Here is a 21,863-nt window from a genome sequence, read left to right as displayed (position 1 = left end):
TCAGACTGTCTATAATATTTTTCCAGGTCTGGGCTTTAACAAAGAGCAGGCAGAACAGTATTCCTTTGGCTCCGTTGTCTTGTAATACAGGCAACAGGTTCGACGAAAGCGAACGGCTCCTTTATCCGTTTGACAAATTGGCTGACGGAATCGCTGCAAGGGGTTATAGCTGGCGGTAAATAATTCTGGTGAAGCCTTGTTTAATAACCAGTCAAAATCAGCCTGTGCCTGCTGGCATGTCTCTTCATCAGTGACATTATCCATTTTGCGCTCATACAGAGAGTAAACCCGTACTGCTGTGTTTTCCCACAGGATCCTGAGCGAGATACCACTCACCTGATGCAGAACAGTCCATAAAGGTGCCAGCAGATCAGCAAACAGTGTCTTTATCAGTGTTTCCCGCCAGTCATTTCTTTGTCCCGGAGCATAAATCAACGGCTCAATAGAACGCAGTGGCATACAGGAGGTCCAGAGGCCATCGTCATGGCCATATTCAATCCAGCTGTTATCTGGCGACATTAGCAGCCCTTTATTGTAAACCGACATGGAATACAAACAGGCACCAGTAGTCAGAAAAGCGATCCTCTTGGCCAGCAGAGAAGCCGTCACGGCTCGGTTAGGAGAGCAGAGAACAGGCGTCAACTGATCCAGTAGCTGGCGACAATTATTTTCATCCAGCAGATCCACGGCCCTGATCGCCCGCCGATCTCTGTCCTCAAACACCTTCAGACGGAAGTTTCCACTCAGTACTGCCCATTCCTGTTCGCAGAAACCTGGCTGATGGGAAACAGACTCTCTGGAATATGGTAAGAGAGACATTATTCAATCTTCTCCCGACCAAAAGGAATACATAAAGGGGTATCAAAGAAAGGATCAGGAATAATACGGCAGTTCAGATCAAACACCGTCTTCACCAGCTCTTCAGTCAGAACCTCTGCGGGCGTACCCTGAGCGTAAATGGTCTGTTCATGTACGACCAGAATCTGGTCAGCATAACGGCAAGCCAGGTTCAGATCATGCAACACCATAACGATGGTTTTCTGCTCTTGCTGGTTTAACTCCCGCAACAGCTCCAGCACCTCCATCTGATGGGACAGATCCAGAAAAGTAGTCGGTTCATCCAGCACTACAATATCTGTATCCTGCGCCAGAGTCATAGCGATCCAGGCCCGCTGGCGCTGACCACCAGAGAGTGAATCCACGGGTCGATCGGCCAGTTCCAGCGTGCCCGTACGTGCCAGCGCCCGATTGACCATGGTTTCATCCTCATCGGACCACTGCTGTAACCAGCTTTGATAGGGATAGCGGCCTAAAGCCACCAGTTGGCGTACACTGATTCCCTCCGGGGCGACTGGGGTTTGAGGCAGTATCGCCAGCTCACGGGCCACTGTCGCAGTGGCTTTGCGCTGAATATCGACGCCGTTTAACAACACAGTGCCCTGTTGTGGCTTCAGTAAGCGGGCAAAAGACTTCAGCAGAGTGCTCTTGCCACTGCCATTGCCTCCGATCAGTACGGTCACCTTACCCTTGGGCACGGACACATTCAATTGATCGATGATCACGCTGTCCTGATAGCTTAGGGTCAGGCCCTGGCTGGTGATTGCGCTCATATTCGATATCCTTAATGACGCTGTTTAATTAACAGATAGAGGAAAAAAGGCGTGCCCAGCGCCGCAACAAAAATACCGGCAGGCAGATCAGCGGGTAAAAACAGGGTGCGGCCAATCAGGTCTGCTACCAGCACCAGTAAGCCCCCCACCAGAGCGCTCATCACCGCCTGTCCGGCAAAGCCCGGTGGCACCAGCTTTTTGGCAATATGGGGGGCGATCAGGCCGACAAAAGCAACGCCTCCGGCCCAGGCCACTGCAGTGCCTGCCAGGGCAACACTGGCAAATAATAAACAAGCTCTTAGCCACTGCACTCTGACACCTATCCCCTGGGCCAGACTATCATCCAACTGCTGAACCATCACCTGACGGGCCAGAAAAATCAACAAAGGGATTTGCACCAATAACCAGAGACTCAAAGTTTGTGTTTCCTGCCAGGTGGCGCCATAAACACTGCCCGCAAGCCAGACATAAGCGGACAACGTAGTGGATAATGGGCTAAACACCAGTAAAAATGTGGTGACTGCTGCCAGAAGAGCTGAAATACCGACTCCCACCAGAACCAGACGTAACGGCGATGCACCCTGCTGCCAGGCCAGCAGATAGATGGCAGCAGCCGCTAATCCTGCTCCAGCCATCGCGGCTAACGGCAACCCGCTAGATCCTAAGGTGAGACTGAAAAATGCCAGATAGAGCACCGCTGCGGCACTGGCACCGCTGGTGATCCCTAGCAGATCCGGGGAAGCCAAAGGGTTGCGCACAATACTTTGCAGAATCAGCCCGGACACCGCCAGAGCCGCTCCCACTAACCAGGCCATCAGGGTGCGGGGTAAACGTAGCTGCTCAACAATAAAATGTACGCCGCCGGTTTCAGCAGAGGCCAGAATATCCAGCACCTGCCAGGGGCTTAATATCACCTTACCCAGCGACAGGGAGGTCATAACGACACACAGCGTCAGCACTGTAGCCCAGGCCAGTCGATAGCCTGTAACCGGGTTGATGCGGCGGGATAGCGGTCCCCAGCGCCAGATGATCTCTTCAGGCATAGTGTGCTCCCCGGCGACGGGCTAATAGGATAAAGAAAGGTGCACCCAGTAATGCCGTCATCACCCCCACAGGCACTTCTTGCGGCAAGATCACAACGCGGGATACCAGGTCGGCCAGCAGCAGCAAGGTGGCCCCCGCCAGTGCCGAACCGGGTAATAACCAGCGATGGTCAATGGATAACCCCTTACGTACCATATGGGGTACAATTAAACCGATAAAGCCGATGCTACCGGCCAGGGCTACAGCACTACCGGCCAGCACGATAATCAGTATGCCCAGCAATAGGCGTATCAGCCCAAGACGTTGCCCCAAACCGATAGCGATCTCTTCTCCGGCGCTGAGTACATTGACCTGTCGGGCACAGATCAGAGCCAGGCCCAAAGCTAACGCGCTTAACAGCATTAATGGCCAAACCAGAGTCAGGCTGCGCTCGGTGAGAGAGCCTGCCAACCAGAACATTACCGTATCCAACCCCTCCTGGCTGACGACGAGCAGTGCCTGACTGAAAGCTGAAAACAGTGCTGTCATCGCCGCTCCGGCCAATACAATACGCAAAGGGTTCATTCGTCCCTGGCCCATATTGCCAATCAGCCAGACCAGAGATCCGGCCAGAGCTGCCCCCAGAAAGGCGCACCATAGCCAGGCCTGCAGGGAGGTCAGAGTAAACAAGGTGCTGAAGAGAATAATAATAAAAGCGGCACCGGCATTGATGCCAAACAATCCCGGTGAGGCCAGAGGGTTGCGGGTCAGCGCCTGCATCAACACCCCGGCTACTGCCAGACTGGCACCGACCACAACCGCCATCAGGGTGCGGGACAAACGGGTGCTGGAGACCAGAATATGGTTGATATTCATGGCGTCAGGCTGGATAAAGGCTGCGATAACGTCGCTTAGAGGAATCCAGCGAGCCCCTGTCATCAGGCTTAACAGCATGGCAAACACTAACACTCCTGCTAGCAGGATCAGCTTGATCAGGGGGCTTCTTTCTCTTGCGCTGTTCATACTTTTATCCCGTCACGGGTAGCAGATCCCATAGTGTTTATCCCGGTCAGGGTTGCTTCTGGGGGATCAGACTGTGCCTCCTGCAGCATCTGTGCAACATCATCCAGAATACGGTTGGCACCCAGAATGCCGCCGGACAGGCTCCAGGCGATGCCGTCCACCTCACGGATTCGTTGCTTACGGGGAGCTTCCATTCGTTGCCAGATAGGGTGCTGTTGTAGGGCATGGTAATGCTGCTGTACCGCAGGGCTTTCGGCGCGTAGGAAGACAAAAAACAGCTGAGCATTCACCACAGGCAGACTTTCTTTACTGGTCACCTTGATGGATACACCGCTGGCTTGCTGGCTGACCTCGCTCCAGGCAAAACCCAGCTCAGTCAATACGGAGCCGGAGAAACTGGTGGGCAGATAGCTGCGCAGATGATCAGAACGAATATCCAATACCGATACCGTTGGTGGTTGATCACCAAAGACCTGCTTCATCTGCTGCTTGATCTCGCTGACTCGTTGCTGCCACTGCTCCAGTAACCAGCGGGCCTGCTGCTCACGCTGGCAAACCTGCCCCATCCGGCGCACGGTCTCCTTGAACTCATAGATCTGCTCCAGCATCAATACCGGGGCTAATTGTTGTAGCAGGGGAGCAATATTCTGATGGCGAAAGCGTGAAGCGATAATCAGATCAGGTTCTAACAGTGCGATATCTTCCAGGCTGGGCTGAGTCTCCAGGCCAATTACGGTGACATCGGGCAAAGCTGAGCGTAAATAGGGATAGACCGGCTTTTCCCGCCAGGACTCCACTACGGCCAGGGGGCTGATCCCCAAAGCCACAGCGGTATCCGTTGCGCCCTGAAACAGGGTGATCACCCGCATAGGCCTAGGAGTAGAGTGAGGGCGTGTCGGGTTGCGATCCTGCACTTGAGTGACTGCATACGCCGCACCTGGGCCCAGGCCTAACCACAATCCTAATCCCAACCTCAAGCCCAAACAGCCCTGCCCCAGACGCTTCAGGGCTTCCCGGCGCTGGCTGTCGACAGGCGCATTTTGATCTACATGCCTATTACTCATGGGTGAGTGTCTCTTCCTACTGCTACTATAAAAAAGTGCGGGCCTTAGCTAAGCGCAGGCCCGCCAATTAACTAAGTAGAGAACTTAGAAATCGTAGGAGTAGCCTACTGTTACAGTACGGCCACGACCTTTAAAGTAGCGATCATCACTGACCAGAGCACTCTGGGAGTAATAGGTGAAGTAGTCTTTATCGAACAGGTTAGCAATCGCTACATTCAACTTGCCGACAGGCAGTTGGTAGCCCACTGAGGCATCAACCAGCATATAACCCTCAAATTCGCGGTTTTCCTGGTCAAAACTGCGATCAAAGGCATAATCGGCCTGGATAAAGGAATCCAGTTCAGGGCTCCAGCGGCGGCTCCAGGAGGCGATCAGACGATCCGGGGCGATATTCAGGCCGTGCAGTTTGGCATCTAAGCTGCCGTTGTCATCGCTGTCATACTTACCTTCGCTGCGTGAGTAGGCCAGGTGCAGTTTGTTATCCGGGTTGACCTGATAGCCGACAGAGGCTTCCAGTCCCTGGGTGCGGGTCTTCTCACGACTCATAAAGTATTCGTTGGCTACGCCCACCAGGCGTTGGCCAAAGTCAGAATCGGAGCGATAAACACTGACCTCAAGGCTCAGATCTTTATGTTGCATCCGGGCGCCCAGTTCGATGTTATCGGTGACAATAGGCTCAAGGTTAAGGAAGGTATCCACATCCTGACCCTCGACATTGATACCGCGTAATACCCGTCCCACATCCGGCATACCGTAGCCTTCCGAATAGTTGGCAAACAGGGTCGCGGATTCGGTGACGTTAAAAACCGCCCCCAGGTTGATCAGGCTTTCATCAAATTCAGGGTTACCACCGGCAACATCAACGCCATTGCGGGAGGCGACCGTTTGGAAATCATCAACCTTAAGCTCTGAGAATTCATGGCGCAGGCCGCCGTGCAGTACCAGATCATCCATCGCCCGGAACTCTAACTGAACAAAAGGCGCGTAGTTTTTATATTCTACCTCAGGCACCCAGTTACGGTCGGTCAGGTAGAGATCCTGCTCTGACTTGTCCACCAGGATATCCAGACCACCGCTGACCTTCAGTCGATTATCCATCAGGTCATCTTTGGTCAGGCTCAGTTTGGTGCCTACTTTGGTGGATAGAACACGGGACTGATCATAGAGCTCACCTCTTGGCGCGATACTCTCATCCTGGAAGGTGCCGGAGTTGGTTGCACCAAATAAGCCTTCAAAATCCTGGAAGAACAGCTGAGCGGACAGGCTCATTCCATTAAGGTCGTAATCCAGATAATCCAGACTACCGGTGAGTACCTTGTTATAAGGTGCAACACCCTCAGGGGTGCCCTTCTTTGAGGTTGTCGCAACACCGTTGTCACGATCACCAGCGACACTGACATAGTGGTGTTGACCCTCAATCTGATAACGGTTCAGGCTAGCCTGGATTCTACGGTCATCATCCAGCCAATAGCCCACTTTAGCCAGCAGGTCATAACTTTCAGAATCCATCTGATCCCCTTGGGTGTTGTCCACGCCAACAGGATCACCGTCACCATCGATAAACAACCCTTGATCTTCATAGCTGACACCAACCAGATAATCCAGATTACCGCTGCTGCCTTCCGCCCGATAGGAGGCTTTGTAACTGGCGGTATCTGAGCCTGTCTCTGAGGTGGGCAGGGTGGTTTGTACCGAGACGTTTTGTTTCAGACTATCCTGAGTCTCATCCGGGTTGCGGGTAATAATATTAATAATACCGCCTGTGGCACCCATACCGTGAATCGCACTGGCACCGTGGATCACCTCGATACGCTCAACCATAGCAAAGTCGACGGTATGCCCTTCACGTCCAGTCGGACGTAGCGGGTTTGATTGAGGCACGCCATCGACCATTAACAGCGGTGTCCGGCCACGAAAGGTTTCACCGCTACTGGTCATTTTCTGACGACTGGGTGTGTAGGAAGGCAGCAGGCTGCTTAATACGGAGGAGCTGTCAGAGGTGATCGCCAGCTGGCGCTCAATCTGTTCTCGGGTGACGACCGTAACCACCTGAGGAGAATCTTCCTGGCGAATATTACTACGGGATGAGGTCACCACCAGGGTGCTCAGCTCTTCTGCGCTGTTACGCTCAGTGGTGCTCAGAGCTTCCAGGGTATAAACCCCAGACTCTGTCTTAATGGCCTTAAAGCCTGATCCACGCAGCAAAGCTTCCAGACCACTTTCAGGCGTAAACTGGCCTGATAGACCTTCCGAGCGCTTACCAGCTAACTGACGGGCATTAAAATGCAGGGTAATTTTATGTTCAGAAGCAAACTGAATCAGCTGATTAGACAGCGGTCCTGAGCTAATCTGATGAGTCAGTGTCTGAGCATGCACAACCGTTGTCCCCAGCTGCGCACCTACGGATAACACTGCCAGCATCATGGCCGAAGCCAGACGCTTTTTACCTGGAGCTCTGGCCTGATTGACCGGGTGAGTTTGAGAAAGGTGTTGCAAGATCTCTGGGGACATAACCAATCCTTACTGCATGGATTAAAAGAATTTACCTCTAAGACGAACCAGAGAAAAAAAGGGGACAGAGAATTTAAAGTTTTTCCAACAACTTGACGTCAGTAGATCTGAAGACGATGCGAGAAGTGTTTTTCAGATAAGAGTCCGTTGGTTAAATCGACTTAACGCTAACCCAATAAGGAGTACGGTAAACAACGGTCACGGGCAGGCTGAGAGAAAGTGAATTCAGAATCTGGTCTGTATTATCCAAACGGAAAACACCCGATAGTTTGAGTTGAGCCACGTCAGGGTCACAGCGTAACCAGCCCGAACGGTAGCGGGACAGCTCTTCGATCAATTGCCCTAAAGGCATATCCTGCGCCACCAACATCCCTTGTCGCCACTGCTCTAATCCCGCAGAACCTTTTTGAGGTTCTGCAATAACCTGATGATCAAAGCGCGTGTACTGTCCGGCATGCGTTACCCGTGCGGATGTGCTCTGATGCTCTGTAGCCAGGGATACCGCCACAGCCCCTTCCTGTACAGCCAGAGTTGTCTGCCCCTCACCCGGTATCAGCCGTACCATAAAGCGTGTACCCAATGCCGTCATCAAACCATGAGCCGTACGCACACTCAGTGGCCGTTGCTGGATATCCTTTGCGGTGATGACCTCAATCTCTCCCTGATGCAGCACAATCAATCGTTGTTCAGCAGAGTAATGGATACTGACGCTGGTTGAAGTGTTAAGAGAAACAGTACTGCCATCAGACAGCTCAACCTGTTGCTGCTCTCCAGCTCGGGTATGATAATCTGCAGTCAAATGATGCCACTGACCAAGACCCACTTGCCGGGCATCAGGGGATAACGCCAGGTAAGCCGCAGGCCCAGCCATAATCAAACCGATAAGAGCGGTTAAATGATGGCGGCGTTCTGGTTGCTCCACACCGGATTGTTCCAAACCGGATACAGGGGGGCGCTGCAAGGCATCTTTTACTAACCAACCGGGCAGCAGGCCCATTTTATGTTGCAGGTTGATTGCCCGTCGCCAGGCTTCTTCATGTTCAGGGTCTTGCTGGCACCAGTGCCGGCACTCTTGTTGATACTCATCAGTGCTCTCATCACTACCCAGAATAATCAGCCGATGTGCAGCTTCTTCAGCAACCGCTCGGCTCACCTGTATTTTCTGTCCTGCCTGCCCCATCACTCACTCCGCAGCAGACTCATACTTCGTCATTTTCCAACAAAATACAAGCCGCAAAGGCCTGAGCCATATACCGTTTTACTGTGCGCTCACTGACCTGCAGTTGTTCTGCTATCTGTTTGTAGGTCATGCCATCCAGTTGAGAGAGAAGAAAGGTGTCTCTTACCGCCTGGGGCAGGCTATTGAGAATACGATCAACCTCTTCCAAAGTTTCCCTGAGTTGCAGTAACAGTTGAGGTGAGGGCACATCCTTTTCGGGAAGAGAAGCCAGACTCTCCTGCCAGGCTTGTTCCAGCGACTGTTTACGAAAGTGATCAGTCACCAGTCTGCCAGCTACTGTTGTCAGATAGGCTTTTGGTTGTTCGATATCAGGAAAGTGCCCCTGATGACGCCATTTTTGTAGAATGCGGATAAAAGCATCATGGCAGATATCAGCGGCCTGATGACAACAACCCAATTTGGTGTAGAGCCAACGACTTAACCAGTCGTGATTCTGTACATACAGATGATGCATCTGATATTCGGCACCTTGAGCTTGCATTGATGGCACTCCTGAATCTCTGTCGTTTTAACAGAACACAGCCCAACAACAAGCTGTTGCGGCTCTATTTCAGGAATGAATATTAATTGCAAATAATTCCTATTTCAATAAAAGAGAGAATAAACATCATCTGCAGTCGGGTCCTGGGGCTGACTAGCGCCCATAAAAAAACGCCTTACCGGACTCAATAACCCGATAAAGCGTTTTCAGATCAATGCGATTAAATCGCTACGCTATATTTCACATCACCGCGTTTTAACAGCACTTAAAATACAAGCGTTCGAACCTTAAAGGGGACGCTATTACAGCTTGCCTTCCAGCTCAGGCAGTGCCGCAAACAGATCACCCACCAGACCATAATCAGCCACCTGGAAGATAGGCGCTTCTTCGTCTTTGTTGATCGCTACGATCACTTTAGAGTCTTTCATACCTGCCAGGTGCTGGATCGCGCCGGAGATACCGACTGCAATGTACAGCTCAGGAGCAACGATCTTACCGGTCTGACCCACCTGCATATCGTTAGGTACGAAGCCTGCATCAACCGCTGCACGGGATGCACCTACAGCAGCACCCAGCTTGTCAGCCACCTTGTTCAGCAATTCGAAGTTCTCACCGTTGCCCATGCCACGACCACCAGAGATCACAACTTTAGCAGCAGTCAGTTCCGGACGATCAGATTTCGCCAGCTCTTCACCCACAAAGGCAGATTTCTCAGCGTTCTGAGCGTTGTCCAGAGCTTCAACCGCAGCAGAACCATCCGCTGCTGCTGCGTCAAAACCAGTACCACGTACAGTGATCACTTTGATCGCATCTTCAGACTGAACGGTGGCAATCGCGTTACCTGCGTAGATAGGACGCTTGAACGTGTCTGCAGATTCTACTGCGATGATGTCAGAGATCTGAGCCACATCCAGCAGAGCCGCTACGCGAGGCAGGATGTTCTTACCGTTAGAAGTGGCAGGTGCCAGGATGTGAGTAAAATCTTTACCCCCAGAATCTTTAACAAGAGCGGCTACCAGCAGAGATACGTTCTCAGCCAGCAGGTGCTCGTATGCTGCATTGTCTGCAACAATAACTTTGCTTACACCACTCAGCTTAGCGGCTTCTTCAGCAGCTGCGCCACAGTTGCTACCCGCAACCAGAACAGTGATATCACCACCAATCTGCTGAGCAGCAGTAACAGTGTTTGCAGTTGCGCCAACCAGAGCGGCATTACTGTGATCAGCTACGACTAAGATACTCATGTTAGATCACCTTCGCTTCGTTTTTCAGTTTTTCTACCAGCTCGTCTACGCTGCCCACTTTGATGCCCGCACTGCGCTCTGCAGGTGGCTCAACTTTCAGGGTTTTCACTTTAGACGCAACATCAACACCCAGATCTGCCGGAGTCTTAGTATCCAGAGGCTTACGTTTTGCTTTCATGATATTTGGCAGAGAAGCATAACGCGGCTCATTCAGACGCAGGTCAGTGGTAACAATCGCAGGCAGGTTCAGTGCAACTGTTTGCAGACCGCCGTCGATTTCACGAGTCACGTTAACAGACTCGCCGTCTACAACCACTTCAGAAGCGAAAGTTCCCTGTGGCATACCTGTCAGAGCACCCAGCATCTGACCTGTCTGGTTATTATCAGAGTCAATGGACTGTTTACCCATGATAACCAGACCTGGCTGCTCTTCTTCAACAACTTTCGCCAGAATCTTAGCCACACCCAGAGAATCTACTTTGTCGGCAGTTTCAACCAGAATGGAACGATCAGCACCCAGCGCCAGTGCAGTACGCAGCTGCTCCTGAGCTTCTTTAGGGCCGATAGTTACCACAACAATTTCGCTGGCTACACCTTTCTCTTTCAGACGAACCGCTTCTTCCACTGCAATTTCACAGAATGGGTTCATTGCCATTTTAACGTTCGTCAGATCAACGTCAGAGTTGTCCGCTTTAACACGAATCTTAACGTTGTAGTCAATGACTCGTTTGACAGCCACTAATACCTTCATAGATTCCTCGTTCTTTCTATCTGTGACGAGTTACGTGTAACAGGACGGTGTATTTGCCTCTGCTACCTGAGTTCTGATGATCTGCCAGCATTGATCGAGTAATGGGGTTGCTCAGCAATCCTGCCAGATCTGAATTTGTTTCAAACAAGCGTTTGCTGCGCTCGTGATCTCATAATGACTATTTTTTCAATTCAGGTCAAATTACTTTGTAAACTGACCGGTCACATTTTCGGATATATACTAGCGCGACCTTATTATGCGGCGTATGACCAAAAGACCCGGCATTTTCAAAGTTTAAACGCTGACAGGCAAAACTTTTATTGAAAAGTAATGTGTCATACTGGTCTTATTTTGCTGTAGAGACTGCAGGGTCCTACTTTATACTTGACCGAAAGCATACGACCGTTTTAAATGATATCAAAACAGAATAATTAAAAGCACTCAGGTGCTGTTTGAGGAGATTATCGTGGAAAGAGAAGCAATGGAGTTCGACGTTGTTATCGTCGGAGCCGGCCCTTCAGGCCTTTCAGCTGCTATTCGTTTAATGCAGCAAGCTAACGAAGCCAGCCAGGAACTGACGGTTTGTGTCGTTGAAAAAGGTTCTGAGGTTGGTGCTCACATTCTGTCTGGTGCGGTAATTGAGCCGTCAGCACTGAATGAACTGATCCCTGACTGGAAAGAAAAAGACGCACCTCTTATTACAGAAGTCACTGAAGATCAGATTGTGATGCTGAAAGATGCCAGTAGCGGCAAGACTTTCCCGAACTCTATTGTGCCTAAGTCGATGCACAATGAAGGCAACTATATCGTATCTGTAGGCAATGTATCCCGCTGGCTGGCGCAACAGGCTGAAGAGCTGGGTGTAGAAATATTTCCGGGCTTTGCAGCAGCAGAGCTTCTGCTTGAAGACGGTGTGGTTAAAGGTGTTATCACAGGCGATATGGGTGTTGCAGAAGACGGTAGTGAAAAACCAGGTATGTATATGCCGGGTATGGAACTACGGGCAAAATACACCATCTTCTCTGAAGGCAGCCGTGGTCATCTGGGTAAACAGCTGATCAAGCAGTTCAGCCTGGACGAAGGTAAAGACGCCCAGCACTACGGTATAGGTATTAAAGAACTGTGGGATATCGACCCGGCGAAACACAAGCCAGGTCTGGTGGTTCATGGCTCTGGCTGGCCTTTGACAGAGAACGGTGCCAGCGGTGGTTTTTTCCTGTACCACGCAGAAAATAACCAGGTGGTTGTCGGCCTGATTACAGATCTGAACTATGACAACCCATACCTGAGCCCATTTGATGAGTTCCAGCGTATGAAGCACCATCCAGAGCTGAAACAGTACCTGGAAGGTGGTAAGCGTGTTTCTTACGGTGCCCGTGCAATTACCAAAGGTGGCTACAACTGCTTGCCTAAGATGACGTTCCCGGGTGGTATCATGGTCGGTTGTGATGCTGGCACCCTGAACTTCTCCAAGATTAAGGGCACACATACCGCCATGAAGTCCGGTATGATCGCTGCAGAAACTATTTTTGAAGCAGTGAAAGGCGGTGATGAAGGTGGTCAGGATCTGACTGCATTTACGACCGCATGGGAACAATCCTGGGCATTTAAAGAGCTGTATGACAGCCGTAACTTTGGACCGGCTATGCACAAGTTCGGCCCTATGCTGGGCGGCGCGTTCAACTTTATTGACCAGAATATCTTCAGCATTCCTGTCACACTGCACGACACCGAAGAAGATTATTCTCAGCTGAAGCCTGCCAGCAATTATCAGCCTATCGATTATCCGAAGCCGGATGGTCAGATCAGCTTTGACAAACTGTCTTCTGTGTTCCTGTCTAACACCAATCATGAAGAAGATCAGCCGTGTCACCTGAAGCTGACAGATGACAGTATTCCTCTGCAGGTTAACCTGCCGAAATGGGCGGAACCGGCTCAACGTTTCTGTCCTGCGGGTGTCTACGAAGTAGTGAAAGATGAAGAAACCGGTAATGACCGCTTCCAGATCAACTCACAGAACTGTGTCCACTGTAAAACCTGTGACATTAAAGACCCATCACAGAACATTACCTGGGTAACACCAGAAGGTGCCGGTGGTCCTAACTATCCGAACATGTGAACACTATCCTGAAGGCATCACGTTTGTAACAGTAACAGACTGACTTTCGTGTACCACGGGTAACTTAAACCGGTTGTAGCTCTGGCTATAACCGGTTTTATTTTATATAAACAACAACATTCTGACTTATGGTCAAATGATTGTTCAGATAAACTATCGACGAGTATATTTGCTTGTTTCTATCGCAAATATCTTGTCAGAAGGCAAAATAGCCACTGGCCATTTCAGACTGAAGCAGGCCCCTCCCAGAGAAGAATGGGAGATACTGACATCTCCCTGATGGCGTAACATAATTTGTTTGACAATAGCCAGACCCAACCCATAGCCTCCGGTATCTTTTGAACGGCTTTTTTCTGCACGCACAAAAGGTTCAAACAGGTTATCCCATAATTCCTGATCAATGCCAGGACCATCATCTTCAATATGAATGATCACCTGCTGATCTGATAGTTCCTGTCTGATAACAATCTGCGAGCGGGCATAACGAGCGGCATTCAGCACCAGGTTATCCAGTGCACGTTTAATAGACGCTTCATGAAAGGCAACGGCCAGTGTTTTGCTCTGCAACTGGCAGTCAAATACCAGTCCCGAGGCTGACAAACGGAAATCGTGATGCCAGCGTCTCAGCCAGTCAATCAGTTCATGAGTCTCATATTCAAGCAATAAACCTGCCCTCTCATAACGGGCATACTCCAGTGCTTCAGTCACCAGATCTTCCAGCTCACTCACATCATCAGCAATACTGTTAAGAGATTCTCTTAACTCATCTGTATCATCAATATCCGCAGCATAATCCAGTTCAAACCGAATACGAGAGATTGGTGTTCTCAGCTCATGAGATACCGCATTACTCAGATGTTTATGACTCTCTATCAATTGCTGAATACGATCAGCCATGCTGTTAAAGCTCTGGTTCAGATCGCTGACTCTCAGGCTGTTTGTTTCATCAGCCCGGATGGTAAGGTTCCCCTCTCCAAACTGATGAGCAACCTGAGACAGATGCCTGATACGACGCTGTACAGTGAGCGTCCAGAGTAAAATACAGATAACCATGCCACTACTGCCACTCACCAGAGTGAGCCAGGCACTCTGATCATAGGACTCCACAGTATCAACTGGCCCTATCTGTATCAGTAGTTTACTGCCCGGAAGTCTCTTTAGTGCAAAATCCTCTTCAGCATCCGGAACGACAATTTCTCCATTATCCAACCGCCGCCATACTGCCGCAGACAGTTCATAAGAGGTGATATCTTTTAATCTGACTGGAATGTTAGGCGCCTGCATCTTCTCCAGCTTTTCGGGCCATTCACTCTGTGAAGATAAACGCAGAACCTCTTCAATCAGATAAAAAGCGCCTGACAGATCACCGATGGTATCCTCCTCAACCGCTTCAGGAGCCATCCAGAGCAGAAAACGATCAAACAAATGCTCATGAAACACACTGAACACAAACAGTAAACAATACAGTGGCAAGAATATTCGGATCATGTCACCCGGCCTGGTTCGATTAAAAAGATACGATCTATGCTAATGGCACAACCGCTAACCTGCCAGCCGCTATCTGTTATCAAGTGTTATCCCTGTTCATAACAAAACCCTGTATCCAGGGTTCCAGCCTGTACTGAGTATGCCTATAACTCACAGGATTACCTTTCAGATTGCATACCCACCTCCTATGTAAATACACATGTCTGACGCAATTTCAGTTTTTAGCATCACCGGTGATTAGATTAATAATGCCGTAGTAATCTTTTGACAAACATGATGTTCAGATGAGAGTCTGGATCAACTAATCAGTCTGATTGAATATCAGAAAGAGACTACACCATGAATATGAAAGCCACTGTAACGACACAAGAACAGACACTGGACGAGGCGTTCGAATCGTTACAGTATGTTTTCAGAAATGAACCCTGGCCCGAATATCAGGTAAGAGCAGTGTGGCTGCGAAAATTGAAGGAAAACCTGCTCAACAATCAGGAGCAACTCTGTCAGGCCCTGAATGAAGATTATGGTTATCGCAGTGAATTTGATTCTCTGCTGGCTGATATCCTGCCATCAATTCAACAATTGAACTACACCCTTAAAAACCTGAAACAATGGATGAAACCTTCTGCCCGGCATGCCGGCTTACTTCTGTTTCCATCCTCAGTCAAAGTGCATTATCAGCCTGTTGGTGTAGTGGGTGTTATTGTACCCTGGAATTTCCCGGTCTTTCTCAGTCTTGGCCCTGTCATTACCGCCTTAGCGGCAGGTAATCGGGTTATGGTTAAGATGAGTGAATTTACTCCGGCAACGAACCGTGCCATGCAGGCCATTTTTGCAGGCATGGAAAACCAGATTATTCTGGTTGAAGGCGATAGCCATATCGCCGCTCAGTTCAGCGCCTTACCATTCAATCATCTGTTTTTCACCGGCTCCACTCAAGTTGGCAAACGGGTTGCTCAGGCAGCAGCTAAAAACCTGACCCCGGTGACACTGGAACTCGGAGGAAAGTCTCCGGTAATCATAGCGCCTGATGCCGACATCCAGTCAGCCGTTGACAATATTTTGTTGGGTAAATGCATTAATGCAGGTCAGATCTGTGTCGCACCTGATTATGTATTCCTGCCTGAAGGCTCTGAGAACGCTTTTATTGCCACTTATCTGCAGCGTTATGCTGAGTTTTATCAGCAAAATAACCAGAGTAATCAATCCGGACATATTATTGATCAGCGCCAGATTCAGCGCCTGGACCGTTACCTGCAGGACGCTGTACAAAAGGGTGCAGTACGGCATCAGATTCAGAACCCCATCCAGGCCGATGAGGGTATTGGCAAGGGAACACAACCCTGCCTGCTAACCGGAGTAAACGATAACATGCTGATTATGCAGGAAGAGATCTTCGGACCGATTCTGCCTGTCATGACATACCAGAACGTGCAGCAGGCATTTGACTACATTCGCAACCGTCCTCGTCCTCTCGCACTGTATCTGATGAGCAAAAACTCACAACTGATTGAGCAGGTAATCCATCAGAGCTACAGCGGCGGAGTTTGTATCAACGACACCCTGGTACACGTTGGTGCTGAAGATGCACCTTTCGGCGGTACAGGGGAATCTGGCATAGGGCACTACCATGGTCATGAAGGTTTCAAAACCTTTTCCCATGCTAAAACCATTGTGTCTTCATTTGCCTGGTTATCACGCAATGGTATTATCCTGAAAAACAGAGACTTAGCCGTTAAATTGATGAAAAAGGTATTTCTGCGCTAATGGTCCAACTAAAAAACAGATTATTTCTGATACCGCATTAGCACTCTTTATCTCTCAGGGATTCAGCTACCCTCTCCCGGTTAGCTGATAATCAATCATCATGGTGCCACTCCTTCATCACAGTATGCGTCACCATACGCGCATCATCCGGTAGTTTTTTATCAATATCAGCCAGAATATCGTGCAACATCTGCATAGAAAACGTTTCTATCATTACCAGTAAATCAACCTCACCACTAACACCGTAGCAAGATTTTACCTGGGGGTATTTCTTCATATATTGCACCAGGGGAGCACATTTAAAGCCACCATGACTGATCTGAAGACAAGCTTTAATAGTCGATGGGGAATCTTTTTCTTCCGCTGTAATCACCCGATAGCCCAGAATCTCACCTTTTTCCTCCATACGCCGAATACGATCTGAAACCGCTGTGCGGGAAAGATTTACCTGTTCAGCAATAGCAGAAACACTCTGACGAGCATTTTCTCTGAGAGCGGCGATGATTTTCTGATCAAACTGGTCCATCTGGTGGTCTGCCTGTACAAAATGAAACTAATACATGAAAAATCCTGCACATTCACATCCGATTCTGACGCATTGAAATCAACAGACAGAGTAGAATTTTGGTTTTACCCGGAGTGAAGGGGATGACAAGGCTAAATCAAACAATTACTCGCTGGCAAGGCATGGGACTGATTGCTACGACCTTATTAGGAACAGGTGTTTTTATTCTGCCTCAGCTGACACTACAGGCTGCCGGAGATAAGGCAATCTGGGCATGGGGTTTTCTGCTATTGGCTATTTTGCCTCTAACACTGGTCTTTGCAGAATTAGGCCGTCACTATACCCATGCAGCAGGGCCAGCGTACTTTACAGAAAAAGCCTTCGGAGCATTGCCTGGACGAGTTATTGGCCTGATATTTCTGTTCGCAATTCCCCCTGGAGTAGCAGGGGCTTTAATTATGACATTTGAGTTTTTAAAACCTCTCATATCACTGACACCTTTTCAGACACTAATGGCTGAGCTGGGCGTCTTCCTATCTCTGTTTATGGTAAACAGAAAAGGTCTGCAGCTCTCTGGCCGGATTCAGCTGGGCCTGACACTTGTTATTCTGAGTGTCGTTTCTGTCATGCTCACCAGTCTTTTATTATCGTCTGATATTCAACCATCCGGAGCATTGCCTGTTGTAACGGATACACAAAGCGGTATCCTGGCTGCCATCAGCCTGGCAGTATGGAGTTTTCTGGGTATTGAAGCAGTAACTCACCTGGCCGGTGAATTTAAAGATGTTAAAAAAGACTTTATTCCTGCTTGTCTGGGTGGTGTCGCCCTGGTTGGACTGATCTACATGGCCTGTACCTGGCTCTCTATGCTGAACCCAGAGAATGATCTTGCAATGGTGGGTGCATTCAGTCTTTTATTAGGAGACGGTGGTCGCTGGATTATCGGTATTCTGGGTCTGATTAGCGGCTTTGCAACACTTAATGTCTATTTAGCCAGCACATCCCGTCTGGCCTGGAGTTTCAGTAATGAAGGTATTCTGCCTGCTGCAATGAAACAGTTGAATCAATACCAGGTTCCCTCTGTTGCTCTGATCAGTTTTATCTCTATCTCATCGGCTATGCTGATCCTGAGTTATCTGTTCGAGATGAACTTTGTTTCTCTGGCGCATTGGGTTAATGGCTGCTTTGTAATGATCTATACCGTATCAATGCTGGCCGCCTGGAAGCTATTGTCTGCCCGACATCGTCCAGCAATTGTAGCGGGACTGGCAGCGTGCCTGCTGTTTATTTATAGCCTGGGTGAAGCAATGAGTTACTCCATCATACTCGCCATGATCTTTGTGCCGGGCCTTATGTTGCAACAAAAATTTAAGGTACGAATCAGTGGACAGGTCTGATGCTAGTGTAAGCGATGTGAATATTATAAAATTTTTACCTATCAGAGCGACTCAATATCTCATTATTCTCCGGAGTATCGGTTCATCATAGGTACAGAAGACAAGCTATCTGTATATGATGCGACGATCACTGTTTTGTCAGGGCCTGCTGAGACTGAAGTTTCCAGGCCCTCATTGCTTTTTCTGACATGCTTTTCATCACATTATCAGCACCTTTCCAGTAAGGTGGCCAGAACATATCCTCTTTAAAAAAGTTTCCGGGACGAAACTGCTCCGACAAAACAACAGCTTCTTCGGAAGCCGCTACCAGCCCTAGCTGAAGTACGGCTCTGTTCTGAACTATTCTGCCTATAAAATAATTCGCAAAGATCTCTGCGGCTTCCAGCTTTTTTCCAGACAGATTTTTATGAAAATTAATAGTATCCAGCCAGACCGTATTGCCTTCTTTTAAATTAAGTAACCGCCAGTTTCCCCCGCTCGCATTCCAGGTTGATACTGCTGGACCATAAGACGCTATTAGTTCCACAGAATCATGGACCTGGGGAGCACTATTCCAGAAATAGCTGACCTGCTGATACAACTGGTTCAGCTTTTGCTGAATATCACTATCTGCCGCAAGATACATACGTAAACGGCCGTACTCCTTAATACTATTCAGATAGAAAGGTGTCTTCCCCAGCGCCATAGATGTCAGAGCAATGTTAGGCTGAATCTGGCCAGAACTCAGAGAAAGGTGCCCCTTCCACCGAGGTGCCCAGAGCTTATTAACAGAGTCAGGAAGCTCATCAGAACTGACCTTATTCATATCGGCCCAGATACCATAGGCTCCTCCAGCCCAGGGAATATAATACACCTGATCATTCTGCATCCCCATCGGAATGGTTTTCAGAATATCCAGCAGCTTATGATAGTTACCTAATCGGGGAGAACGGATATCAATGGGTTGTAGCAACCTGAGCAGGCGAGCATCCTGCATCTTAAGATAATTCAAAGTCAGGAATGAAATATCCGCACGCCCGGAGCGAATCACATTAAACATCTGCTCAGGGCCTTCTGCCCAGGGAGTAATGACCTCTATTTCGTAATCATACCCGGATGATTTCAGTAACTGATTCACAGCGGCTATTTCTTCAGGCTGGACATATCCCTGCCAGGTAAAGACCCGGATAGACTCGGCCCAGCTATAAGAAGCGCCAAGAAAACTTAAACCTACACTCCAGATCAGCAGTTGCTTCTGTATTCTGGTCAATACCAACATGAGATACCTGCCCTTCAGGCAACACATAAGAGAGTCTTTTGAATAAGAACAGACTTACGCAAGCTATGTCCAGCAATCCTCAGTATAAAATTACAGAATAACTCTCGTTTTCTGCTGATACAGAACAATGAATGCTGCCGTCATCAGCGGGAATAAATAGCGAGTTATTATCATACAAAGGCATAATCTGTGCTTTCTGAATAGAATATCGGAAAAACACTTCCAGCAGTGGAATCACGGATAAAACGACGTCTGCTCATCATAACGGATCAATCCACATGCGGCTTCCGGGCCAGACTTTTAATTGAAAAACCAGTAACCAGTATAGTACCGCTGATAACAATAAGAGAACCCACTAACGTATGCCAGCCCAGAGCTTCATCCAGGATAAGGTAACCCCAGAGTATGCCAAACATAGGAATCAGAAAGGTCACGGTTAATGTAGAAGCCGGACCAATATCACTGATCAGTCTGAAATACAGCAGATAAGCTACACCACTACAGATAACACCAAGTGCCAGTACTGCCAGTGAAATCGTCAGACCCGGCATTTGCTGTGGCACATCAAAAGGCAATAATAGCACCAGAATCAGCGTCGCGGCCCACATACTGCCGTAAGCGTTATTAAATGGCTCTACAGTCATTGCACTTCTGGCATAGGTGCTGGCAATTCCATAGCTCCCGGCCGCCATAACGGCGGCTGTAACAGCCAGAGCAGAGCCCGGCTGTAGTGCTACAGGATCAAATCCCACCAGAATAGCCACACCACAGATACCGGCAGCCATACCCAATAAAGCTTTGAGTGAAATAGCTTCTTTGTACCAGACGGCCATAATCAGACCACCCCAGATTGGTGCTGTCGCATTCAGAATAGATAGCAAAGATGCAGACAAGGTATGAGCTGCATAGCCAAATAACATAAATGGCAGCACCGAATTAAAAAAACCAAGAATAATAAAGTGCTTCTTCACTCCACGAAACGATACTGTTTTCTTCAGCAATATCGCGACCAGAGTCAGAAATAAAGCAGCAAGCCCGACTCTCAGCTCTACCAACCAGGTTGCCCCCAGTACCGGAGCCCCCATACGCATAAACAGAAATGATCCACCCCAGATTGCTGCCAGCAGAAATAGCTGAAGGATACTTATTGCATTCATTGTTCAAAGCCTATGTTACAGATATATGCTGTGCGGTTTCAGGATATGACAGCTAAAACCAGCACCATATGAATGCAGAGTAGTTTATCAGGCCTTTTTTCAGACCCCAGCCAGAAATGGAAGTAAAGTAAAAAAAACTCAGATGAAAGCTTAGTCCATCAGCAGAAAGAGCTAATAAAACAATCACCATACAAACATTATATTTATCATTGAAAAATCAACACCAGACAATACACGACGCATATATGCGACAAATAAAGTCTCAAATAAAAAATAGAAAACCGGGCATTGCCAATAATCACTGACCATAGTATAAATCCACACCATGTAAAACATCAATACAAAGGATAATTATGTTTTCTCTCGATGATAATACGCCATATTCTGGATGGGATATAGAAAGCGATGATCGATCAGGTGCAATTACACTTACGTTCTCAGAGAACAGTGATACTAATGACTGGTATGACAATTATGTTTACTACCATACGTCAGAAAACTATGCCTTGCTCGATTCTACTTTTAAGATATATTTGACAGAAGGTAATATCTACAACCTCTCTTCTGCAAGCTATTATGACCCTTTTTCCCTGGTGATTGCAGATAAATATGGAACAGCGTTGGTATCAAACGAAGAAGATAATGATGCTGCCAGTGATGCCGATTATGAGTATGACATGCTCCTTGGGGTTATACCTGACAAGTCTGATTGGTATTATATCTCAGCCTCATGGTTTCAGGGAAGTTACTACAAGGACTGCTACTTATTTATAACAGAGACAATCTCAGATGAAAATGCTGATGATATGCCCTCAGATACTGATAATACATCTCCTGACACTAACGTAGATACAGGTAGCAATACAGAAACTAATAACAATGATAGCTCACACATCATTGTACAAAGAGGTGTCGTTTCCGCAGGCTCTGGAGATGATGACTATATTATTTCTCCGGTACTGACTGATTCAAACACATCAATCACTATTACTGATGGTCAAGGAAATAATCGTATACATCTGATTGACGGTTTAACCATAACATCATCAAAAGTAGCTAGTAATGCAATACAACTGGAACTGAGTAACGGTACTGATATTAAGTAGTCATACAAAATTAATCCGATATTTATCTCCATAGCTCCTCAGAATCTCATGAACAGACTTACATAAGGCATCAAAGCTTAGATATGCAGTTAGCGGCAACCACTCATGTTTCACCTTCT

18 protein-coding genes are annotated in these 21,863 nt (G+C 48.4%); 4 read left to right on the top strand and 14 right to left on the bottom strand.

Annotated features, from left to right (window positions below):
- Nucleotides 1-9: 9 nt before the first annotated feature.
- From H4O21_RS21270 to H4O21_RS21225, 10 genes are all read right to left on the bottom strand, one after another.
- Nucleotides 10-819: an IucA/IucC family C-terminal-domain containing protein gene (locus tag H4O21_RS21270; protein ID WP_182810944.1), complete on the bottom strand. Its 810-nt coding sequence runs from the start codon at nt 817-819 to the stop codon at nt 10-12.
- Nucleotides 819-1,610, bottom strand: a complete 792-nt coding sequence (locus H4O21_RS21265) for an ABC transporter ATP-binding protein (RefSeq protein ID WP_182810942.1) — start codon at nt 1,608-1,610, stop codon at nt 819-821. The genes H4O21_RS21270 and H4O21_RS21265 overlap by 1 nt, the downstream gene beginning before the upstream one ends.
- Before the next feature lie 11 nt (nt 1,611-1,621).
- Entirely contained in the window at nt 1,622-2,653 is a 1,032-nt protein-coding gene (locus H4O21_RS21260) for a FecCD family ABC transporter permease (RefSeq protein ID WP_182810940.1), read from the bottom strand.
- Entirely contained in the window at nt 2,646-3,656 is a 1,011-nt protein-coding gene (locus H4O21_RS21255; protein ID WP_182810938.1) for a FecCD family ABC transporter permease, read from the bottom strand. The genes H4O21_RS21260 and H4O21_RS21255 overlap by 8 nt, the downstream gene beginning before the upstream one ends.
- Nucleotides 3,653-4,720, bottom strand: a complete 1,068-nt coding sequence (locus H4O21_RS21250) for an ABC transporter substrate-binding protein (RefSeq protein ID WP_182810936.1) — start codon at nt 4,718-4,720, stop codon at nt 3,653-3,655. Before H4O21_RS21250 ends, H4O21_RS21255 begins: the two co-directional genes overlap by 4 nt.
- A gap of 84 nt (nt 4,721-4,804) precedes the next feature.
- Complete coding sequence (locus H4O21_RS21245) at nt 4,805-7,231, bottom strand: TonB-dependent receptor (RefSeq protein WP_255487406.1); 2,427 nt, start codon at nt 7,229-7,231, stop codon at nt 4,805-4,807.
- 151 nt (nt 7,232-7,382) lie between these two features.
- Nucleotides 7,383-8,384, bottom strand: coding sequence for a FecR domain-containing protein (locus H4O21_RS21240; RefSeq protein WP_182810934.1), 1,002 nt, complete (start codon nt 8,382-8,384; stop codon nt 7,383-7,385).
- A gap of 46 nt (nt 8,385-8,430) precedes the next feature.
- A complete protein-coding gene (locus H4O21_RS21235) occupies nt 8,431-8,952 on the bottom strand; it encodes a sigma-70 family RNA polymerase sigma factor (protein ID WP_182810932.1) in 522 nt (173 codons plus the stop codon).
- Between the two features lie 302 nt (nt 8,953-9,254).
- Complete coding sequence (locus tag H4O21_RS21230; protein WP_182810930.1) at nt 9,255-10,196, bottom strand: electron transfer flavoprotein subunit alpha/FixB family protein; 942 nt, start codon at nt 10,194-10,196, stop codon at nt 9,255-9,257.
- A gap of 1 nt (nt 10,197) precedes the next feature.
- On the bottom strand, nt 10,198-10,947 hold the full coding sequence (locus tag H4O21_RS21225; protein WP_182810928.1) for an electron transfer flavoprotein subunit beta/FixA family protein: 750 nt from the start codon (nt 10,945-10,947) through the stop codon (nt 10,198-10,200).
- A 481-nt stretch (nt 10,948-11,428) separates the two neighbouring features.
- On the opposite strand from H4O21_RS21225, the gene H4O21_RS21220 reads away from it, so the two are divergent.
- Nucleotides 11,429-13,066, top strand: coding sequence for an electron transfer flavoprotein-ubiquinone oxidoreductase (locus H4O21_RS21220; protein ID WP_182810966.1), 1,638 nt, complete (start codon nt 11,429-11,431; stop codon nt 13,064-13,066).
- Nucleotides 13,067-13,219: 153 nt separating this feature from the next.
- Here H4O21_RS21220 and H4O21_RS21215 read toward each other — a convergent pair whose 3' ends face one another.
- Nucleotides 13,220-14,554: an ATP-binding protein gene (locus H4O21_RS21215; RefSeq protein ID WP_182810926.1), complete on the bottom strand. Its 1,335-nt coding sequence runs from the start codon at nt 14,552-14,554 to the stop codon at nt 13,220-13,222.
- Nucleotides 14,555-14,893: 339 nt separating this feature from the next.
- Here H4O21_RS21215 and H4O21_RS21210 point away from each other — a divergent pair, with 339 nt between their 5' ends.
- Nucleotides 14,894-16,321, top strand: coding sequence for a coniferyl aldehyde dehydrogenase (locus H4O21_RS21210; protein WP_220495785.1), 1,428 nt, complete (start codon nt 14,894-14,896; stop codon nt 16,319-16,321).
- A gap of 91 nt (nt 16,322-16,412) precedes the next feature.
- Here the strand turns inward: H4O21_RS21210 and H4O21_RS21205 are convergent, their stop codons facing one another.
- Nucleotides 16,413-16,847, bottom strand: coding sequence for an Lrp/AsnC family transcriptional regulator (locus tag H4O21_RS21205; RefSeq protein WP_182810924.1), 435 nt, complete (start codon nt 16,845-16,847; stop codon nt 16,413-16,415).
- Nucleotides 16,848-16,969: 122 nt separating this feature from the next.
- Here H4O21_RS21205 and yjeH point away from each other — a divergent pair, with 122 nt between their 5' ends.
- The gene (yjeH, locus tag H4O21_RS21200) at nt 16,970-18,223 is read left to right on the top strand and encodes an L-methionine/branched-chain amino acid transporter (protein WP_182810922.1); all 1,254 of its coding nucleotides are present in this window, start codon (nt 16,970-16,972) and stop codon (nt 18,221-18,223) included.
- 127 nt (nt 18,224-18,350) lie between these two features.
- Here yjeH and H4O21_RS21195 read toward each other — a convergent pair whose 3' ends face one another.
- Both H4O21_RS21195 and H4O21_RS21190 read right to left on the bottom strand, forming a co-directional pair.
- Nucleotides 18,351-19,481: an ABC transporter substrate-binding protein gene (locus H4O21_RS21195; protein ID WP_182810920.1), complete on the bottom strand. Its 1,131-nt coding sequence runs from the start codon at nt 19,479-19,481 to the stop codon at nt 18,351-18,353.
- 269 nt (nt 19,482-19,750) lie between these two features.
- The gene (locus H4O21_RS21190; RefSeq protein ID WP_182810918.1) at nt 19,751-20,638 is read right to left on the bottom strand and encodes a DMT family transporter; all 888 of its coding nucleotides are present in this window, start codon (nt 20,636-20,638) and stop codon (nt 19,751-19,753) included.
- A 353-nt stretch (nt 20,639-20,991) separates the two neighbouring features.
- Between H4O21_RS21190 and H4O21_RS21185 the strand changes: the two genes are divergently transcribed.
- Nucleotides 20,992-21,744, top strand: a complete 753-nt coding sequence (locus H4O21_RS21185; protein WP_182810916.1) for a hypothetical protein — start codon at nt 20,992-20,994, stop codon at nt 21,742-21,744.
- The last annotated feature ends 119 nt before the right edge of the window (nt 21,745-21,863 follow it).

The organism is Oceanospirillum sediminis (assembly GCF_014164585.1).
Lineage (GTDB): Bacteria > Pseudomonadota > Gammaproteobacteria > Pseudomonadales > Halomonadaceae > Oceanospirillum > Oceanospirillum sediminis.
This window is presented reverse-complemented; position numbering and strand designations above follow the sequence as displayed.

Excerpts from the sequence above, each read along its gene's own strand:
- yjeH (WP_182810922.1), top strand. The coding sequence starts at position 16,970 with ATGACAAGGCTAAATCAAACAATTACTCGCTGGCAAGGCATGGGACTG.
- H4O21_RS21245 (WP_255487406.1), bottom strand. The coding sequence starts at position 7,231 with ATGTCCCCAGAGATCTTGCAACACCTTTCTCAAACTCACCCGGTCAAT.
- H4O21_RS21190 (WP_182810918.1), bottom strand. The coding sequence starts at position 20,638 with ATGAATGCAATAAGTATCCTTCAGCTATTTCTGCTGGCAGCAATCTGG.
- H4O21_RS21230 (WP_182810930.1), bottom strand. The coding sequence starts at position 10,196 with ATGAGTATCTTAGTCGTAGCTGATCACAGTAATGCCGCTCTGGTTGGC.
- H4O21_RS21260 (WP_182810940.1), bottom strand. The coding sequence starts at position 2,653 with ATGCCTGAAGAGATCATCTGGCGCTGGGGACCGCTATCCCGCCGCATC.
- H4O21_RS21185 (WP_182810916.1), top strand. The coding sequence starts at position 20,992 with ATGTTTTCTCTCGATGATAATACGCCATATTCTGGATGGGATATAGAA.
- H4O21_RS21255 (WP_182810938.1), bottom strand. The coding sequence starts at position 3,656 with ATGAACAGCGCAAGAGAAAGAAGCCCCCTGATCAAGCTGATCCTGCTA.
- H4O21_RS21235 (WP_182810932.1), bottom strand. The coding sequence starts at position 8,952 with ATGCAAGCTCAAGGTGCCGAATATCAGATGCATCATCTGTATGTACAG.
- H4O21_RS21270 (WP_182810944.1), bottom strand. The coding sequence starts at position 819 with ATGTCTCTCTTACCATATTCCAGAGAGTCTGTTTCCCATCAGCCAGGT.
- H4O21_RS21205 (WP_182810924.1), bottom strand. The coding sequence starts at position 16,847 with ATGGACCAGTTTGATCAGAAAATCATCGCCGCTCTCAGAGAAAATGCT.
- H4O21_RS21195 (WP_182810920.1), bottom strand. The coding sequence starts at position 19,481 with ATGTTGGTATTGACCAGAATACAGAAGCAACTGCTGATCTGGAGTGTA.
- H4O21_RS21220 (WP_182810966.1), top strand. The coding sequence starts at position 11,429 with ATGGAGTTCGACGTTGTTATCGTCGGAGCCGGCCCTTCAGGCCTTTCA.
- H4O21_RS21215 (WP_182810926.1), bottom strand. The coding sequence starts at position 14,554 with ATGATCCGAATATTCTTGCCACTGTATTGTTTACTGTTTGTGTTCAGT.
- H4O21_RS21225 (WP_182810928.1), bottom strand. The coding sequence starts at position 10,947 with ATGAAGGTATTAGTGGCTGTCAAACGAGTCATTGACTACAACGTTAAG.
- H4O21_RS21265 (WP_182810942.1), bottom strand. The coding sequence starts at position 1,610 with ATGAGCGCAATCACCAGCCAGGGCCTGACCCTAAGCTATCAGGACAGC.
- H4O21_RS21250 (WP_182810936.1), bottom strand. The coding sequence starts at position 4,720 with ATGAGTAATAGGCATGTAGATCAAAATGCGCCTGTCGACAGCCAGCGC.
- H4O21_RS21210 (WP_220495785.1), top strand. The coding sequence starts at position 14,894 with ATGAATATGAAAGCCACTGTAACGACACAAGAACAGACACTGGACGAG.